This window comes from Paraburkholderia sp. SIMBA_054, from assembly GCF_046534875.1.
In the GTDB taxonomy this organism is placed as follows: domain Bacteria; phylum Pseudomonadota; class Gammaproteobacteria; order Burkholderiales; family Burkholderiaceae; genus Paraburkholderia; species Paraburkholderia hospita.
Genome location: NZ_JAWRXV010001052.1, coordinates 1 through 261, shown reverse-complemented (window position 1 = coordinate 261; position 261 = coordinate 1). Strand labels below are relative to the sequence as shown.

At 35.6% G+C, this 261-nt stretch carries 1 protein-coding gene; it reads left to right on the top strand.

Annotated features, from left to right (window positions below):
• Nucleotides 1-261: alpha/beta fold hydrolase (locus SB822_RS58375; protein ID WP_410859280.1), on the top strand; the 261-nt coding region annotated here is incomplete at both ends.

Here is a 261-nt window from a genome sequence, read left to right as displayed (position 1 = left end):
CGCTGCATATAGACAAGGTCATTATATGTGGCTATTCTGCTGGTTGTCTAATTGCCCAAGAGCTAGCTATCAATCATCCTCAGCGAATTGAATTATTAATACTTTCAGGAGCTTATCCTCTAGTAAGAGATGTACCTGGACAGCTATTACATAAAACAGGAATGTATATGGTAAGAGAACACTTAAATATCTTAATAAAAGGCCTTGCTATAAGTCATACTCGAGACAAGACACTAAGAAGGAATTTAATTAGTTACATGA